Source organism: Pseudomonas sp., from assembly GCF_049590575.1.
Taxonomy (GTDB): Bacteria; Pseudomonadota; Gammaproteobacteria; order Pseudomonadales; family Pseudomonadaceae; genus Aquipseudomonas.
The window spans coordinates 1-1,852 of the sequence record NZ_JBAWDE010000271.1 but is presented as its reverse complement, the minus strand read 5'-3'; the positions used below and the strand labels follow the sequence as shown (position 1 = coordinate 1,852).

The 1,852-nt window shown below is 64.8% G+C and carries 1 protein-coding gene; it reads left to right on the top strand.

Features of this window, described 5'->3' with window-relative positions:
• A partial coding sequence (locus WBR57_RS18710; RefSeq protein WP_424085446.1) for an error-prone DNA polymerase occupies positions 1-1,852 on the top strand: 1,852 nt, incomplete at both ends.

Sequence of the window (1,852 nt, the reverse complement as noted above, 5' to 3'; positions counted from 1 at the left end):
CGCTGTACCCGCAAGCCTTGCGCGACGAAAGCCTGGCGATTGCGCAGCGTTGCACCTTCGACCTCAGCCAATTGCGCTACCACTACCCACGCGAGCTGGTGCCCGAGGGGCATGACGCGCAGTCCTGGCTGCGCCGCGTCACCGAAGAGGGCATCGCCCGGCGCTGGCCCCACGGTGTCGACGCGAAGACCCTGGAGCAAATCTATAAAGAGTTGGCGCTGATCAGCGATCTGGGCTACGAAAGTTATTTCCTCACCGTGCACGACATCGTGCGCTTTGCCCGCAGCCGCGACATCCTGTGCCAGGGGCGCGGCTCGGCGGCCAACTCGGCGGTGTGTTTTGCCCTGGGTATTACCGAGATCGACCCGAGCCTGACGGACATGCTGTTCGAGCGTTTCCTGTCCAAGGAGCGTAACGAGCCGCCGGATATCGACGTGGATTTCGAACACGAGCGCCGCGAAGAAGTGCTGCAATACGTGTTCCAGCGCTACGGCCGCACCCGCGCGGCGTTGACCGCAGTGGTCAGCAGTTACCACGCGGCCGGCGCGGTGCGCGACGTGGCTAAGGCCCTCGGGTTGCCGCCGGACCAGATCAACGCCCTGGCGGAATGCTGCGGGCGCTGGAGCGACGACGCGCCGCCGCTGGAACGCCTGCGCGAAGGCGGTTTCGACCCGCAAAGCCCGATCATGCACCGCGTGCTCACACTGACCCAGCAGTTGATCGGCTTCCCCCGGCACCTGTCCCAGCACCCCGGCGGTTTCGTGATTTCCGAATACCCGCTGGACACCCTGGTACCGGTGGAAAACGCCGCAATGGCTGAGCGCACCATTATCCAGTGGGACAAGGACGACCTCGACGCGGTGGGCCTGCTCAAGGTCGATATTCTGGCCCTGGGCATGCTCACCGCGATCCGCCGCTGTTTTGATCTGTTGCGCCGTCATCGCAACCAGGACCTGGCCCTGGCGACGATCCCCAAGGAAGACCCGGCCACCTACGCGATGATCAGCAAGGCCGACACCATCGGCGTGTTCCAGATCGAGTCGCGGGCGCAGATGTCGATGCTGCCGAGGCTCAAGCCACAGACGTTTTACGACCTGGTGATCGAAGTCGCGATTGTGCGGCCGGGGCCGATCCAGGGCGGCATGGTGCATCCGTATCTGCGTCGGCGGAACAAAGAAGAACCCACCACCTATCCGTCGCCGGAGCTTGAGGCGGTGTTGAAACGCACCCTGGGCATCCCGCTGTTCCAGGAACAGGTGATGCAGATCGCCATGGTTGCTGCCGACTACGGCCCCGGCGAGGCCGACCAGTTGCGCCGCTCGATGGCCGCCTGGAAACGCCATGGCGGCCTGGAACCGCATCAACAGCGCCTGCGTGCCGGCATGCTCAAAAACGGCTACAGCGAGGCATTTGCTGCGCAGATCTTCGAGCAGATCAAGGGCTTTGGCAGCTATGGTTTTCCCGAGTCCCACGCGGCCAGTTTCGCCTTGCTGACCTACGCCAGTTGCTGGCTCAAGTGCCACGAGCCGGCCGCGTTTGCGTGTGCGCTGATCAACAGTTGGCCCATGGGGTTCTACAGCCCGGACCAGATCCTGCAGGACGCGCGGCGCCATCGTTTGCAGATTCGCGCGGTGGATGTGCAGGCCAGCGACTGGGATTGCAGCCTGGAGCCGATCGACGGCGCGCAACCGGCGATTCGCCTGGGCTTGCGCATGATTTCTGGGTTTCGCGAAGAGGATGGGCGACGCATCGAAGCCGCGCGCCGGCGCCGGGCGTTCAGTGACATTGCCGACCTCGACGAGCGCGCCGGCCTGGATGCGCGAGCCCAAGCCCTCCTGGCGGATGCCGGGGC